Genomic DNA, 3,113 nt, shown 5'->3' with positions numbered 1-3,113 from the left:
GGGCCGGGCGGCGCCCGGGTCCCGAGATCAGATGAAGTCGGAACTGGAGTCGGTACCGTCGCTGTCGCCGCCCGCGGTGATGTCGCGCGACGTCACGTCGGCCAGGTCCTCGATCTCGACCTCGATGGGGTCCATACGCACCGCACCTCGCTTTCTGTGTGCTTCTCGTGCTGTTTCCTCTGTCCAGGGCCGCCCGCGCGCGTCAGCGCGGGGACAGCCCCGTTCGGTGGGCCGCGAACGCGTGCGCGTCGGCGGCCAGTCCCACCGCCCGGCCGACCGCGCGCGGGCCGTGCCCGACGTCGCGTTCGTACCGGAGCAGGACCGGTGGGCGCGCCCCGTCCCGCGCGGCCGCCAGGAGCGCCGCGCACATCTTGCGCGGGTGGGCGGCGTCGGTGCGGGTGTCGCCGTGGAAGCCGGTGAGCAGGACGTCCGGGAAGTCCGGCCGCGGCGTGCGCGCGGCGGCCTCCAGGGCCCGGTGGTAGGGGGAGTAGGACATCAGGGCGGCGAAGTCGTCCGGGTCGGCAACGGTGCCGAACTCCCGCGTCCACATCCGGCCCAGGCCCATCCGCTCGAACCGGGCCATGTCCGCGAGCGGAGCCGAGGCGATCACGGCCCCGCACAGGTCGGGACGGGCGGTCGCCGCGGCCAGGACGAGCAGACCGCCCGCCGATCCGCCGGACAGGCACAGCCGGTCCCGCGTGCACAGCCCCGCCGCGACCAGGGCGTCGGCGGAGGCCACCAGGTCCTCGACGGCGCGGGGTTTGGCGCGGCCGGATCCGGCCAGGTGCCACGCGCGGCCGGCGTCGCCGCCCCCGCGCACGTGGGCGACGGCGTACCGCCCCCCGGCGAGCAGCCAGGCCAGCACCGTGGCGCTGAACCCGAACTGGCGCGGGCGGCCGAAGCCCCCGTAGGCGTGCAGGATGGTCGGGGCGGGACCGGAGGGATCGGGCGCACCGGCGCCCGCCGCGCCGAACACCGTGACGGGGACCCTCGTGCCGTCCTCGGAGCCGCACCACAGCACGGTGCGCTCCACGGCGGGGGAGGGCGGGGCGTCCGGGGCGCCCGGGGGCCAGGGGCCGGGCCGCCGCTCCCCGGGCGGCAGGCGCAGGATCCTCTGCTGGGCGGCCACGTCCGCGTACGCCAGGTACACCGATCCGTCGGGGGCGGTCTCGGGGGTGGAGACCATGCCCTCGCCCGGCAGGTCCACGGGGTGCAGGAGCGCGCCGGTGCGGGCGTCGTGGACGGAGGCCTCGCTGATCCCCAGGCGGGTGCGCGACACGAACAGCGCCGGGGCGCCGGCCCCTTCGCCGGGGGAGCGGGCCAGGACCGCGAACGCGTCCAGGGTGGCGCCGCTCTCCTGCGCCACCACCTCGGTCCAGTGCTCCACCCCGGGTTCTTCCGGGGAGACCGCGCAGATGCGCCTCCAGGGCGCTCCCAGGGTGGTGCGCAGGTACAGGAGGCCGTCCGGGCCCAGTCGGGCCTCGGTCTCGCCCTCCTCGCCCACCTGGACGGGTCTCGGCGCGGGCCGTGCGGTCCGGCCGCCGGACAGGTCGGCGAGCCACAGGTCGGTGCGGTGCCCGGTGCCGTGGCTCTCGGTGACCAGCAGCCACCGTCCGCCCAGGACGCGGACCCCGGGCACGGTGCCGGGGGCGGTGCAGGCGTGGACGAGCGTCTCCGCGCCGTCGCGGACGCGGCGCAGCCAGACGCCGCGCACCCCCCGCTCGCCGTCGCGGCGCACGTAGAAGAACGAGGGGTCGCCCTCGGGGGCCCATGCGACGTGGGAGTAGCGCACCCCCGGCACCTGCGGTCCGCACGGGTCGCCGGTGGCGGTGGAGAGCACCCGCAGGATCCCGCGCTCGACGCCGCCGCGGGAGGTCTGCACGGCGACCATGTCGCCGCCGGGGCCGGGTTCCCAGGCGTCCAGGGTGGTGCGTCCGGTGGGGTCCTCGGCCGCGGGGTCGTAGACGGTGCGCGGGGGCGCCGGCCCCTCCAGCACGACGAGGCGGGGGTGTTCGCTCCCGGCGGGGCGCACGGTGGCGAAGGCCCGGCCGGGCCGGTGCGCTGGGACGCTCCACAGGTCGGTGGCCACGAGGGAGTGGATCCGCTCGGCCAGGTGCTCGCGCAGGGGCCAGGCGGCGGCCTCGCGCTCGTACTCGCGGCGGCGCTCGTCGAGCCAGCGGGCGGTCTCGGGGGAGTCGGGGGTCTCGAGCCAGCGGTGGGGGTCGGCCACCCGGCGGCCGTGCAGGGTGTCGACGACGGGGCCGGGGGCGAGGGCTGCTCCGGGGGCTCGGTTGGGCACCATCACATGGTTCAGGTGGGCCGAGTCGGCGGTCAAGCAACAGCTACCTCACCCACAGGAACATGAGTATGTCCGACTGGTCAGGTTTATGCACCTTTTGGGGAAGTGTGAGGGCTCGCGTCCCTTGTGGGCGGAGCGGCTCCGAACGGGTAGGACCCCGGACGCGGGACGCCACGTCCCGCGGACTCGACGGGCACACCGCCCGGGACCGGGAGGAGAGCATGGGGGAGACGGTGGAGCGGCGCGGGGCGCCGCTCGGTCGGTCCGTCCTGGCGGCGGCGGGGTTCGCCGCGGCCGTCGCAGCGGTGGCGGCCGTGGGCGGGGTGGCGGCGAGCGGGTCGGGCGCGGTCTACGCGGGACTGGAGCTGCCGGCCTGGGCGCCGCCCGCCTGGCTGTTCGGCCCCGTCTGGACCGCGCTGTACGTGGTGATCGCGCTGGCCGGATGGCTGGTGTGGAGGGCCTCCGGGACGGCGGGGGCTCCGGCCTTCTTCGCCGTCTACGCCCTCCAGCTCGTGCTCAACGCGGCGTGGACCCCGCTGTTCTTCGGCGCGGGCCTGTACGCCGCGGCGCTCGCCGACATCACCGCCCTGGCCGTGGCGGTGGCCGCCGCGATCGCCCTGGGCCGCCGGCACAGCACCGCCGCGGCGCTGCTGCTCGTGCCGTACCTGCTGTGGGTGCTCTTCGCCGCCGCCCTCAACCTCGCGATCGCGGTGGCGAACTGAGCCCCGCCCGCCACCCGCCGCCCCGGTGAACAGGGGCGGGGCGGCTCCCCGCGTCGCGCGGGGAACCGCCCCCGGGCCCCGGAGGGCGGCGG

The 3,113-nt window shown here is 77.1% G+C and carries 2 protein-coding genes; one reads left to right on the top strand and one right to left on the bottom strand.

The genetic code is table 11. The annotated features are described in order from the left end of the window. Nucleotides 1-202: 202 nt before the first annotated feature. Nucleotides 203-2,302: a prolyl oligopeptidase family serine peptidase gene (locus ACWGL3_RS29995; protein ID WP_452462073.1), complete on the bottom strand. Its 2,100-nt coding sequence runs from the start codon at nt 2,300-2,302 to the stop codon at nt 203-205. 218 nt (nt 2,303-2,520) lie between these two features. Between ACWGL3_RS29995 and ACWGL3_RS29990 the strand changes: the two genes are divergently transcribed. Beyond that, nucleotides 2,521-3,021: a TspO/MBR family protein gene (locus ACWGL3_RS29990; RefSeq protein ID WP_267945294.1), complete on the top strand. Its 501-nt coding sequence runs from the start codon at nt 2,521-2,523 to the stop codon at nt 3,019-3,021. Nucleotides 3,022-3,113 lie beyond the last annotated feature (92 nt).

The organism is Nocardiopsis sp. NPDC055824, assembly GCF_053616335.1.
This window is presented reverse-complemented; position numbering and strand designations above follow the sequence as displayed.

Bases quoted from the DNA above. Each gene is read 5' to 3' on its own strand.
- ACWGL3_RS29995 (WP_452462073.1), bottom strand. From the start codon at position 2,302: ATGGTGCCCAACCGAGCCCCCGGAGCAGCCCTCGCCCCCGGCCCCGTC.
- ACWGL3_RS29990 (WP_267945294.1), top strand. From the start codon at position 2,521: ATGGGGGAGACGGTGGAGCGGCGCGGGGCGCCGCTCGGTCGGTCCGTC.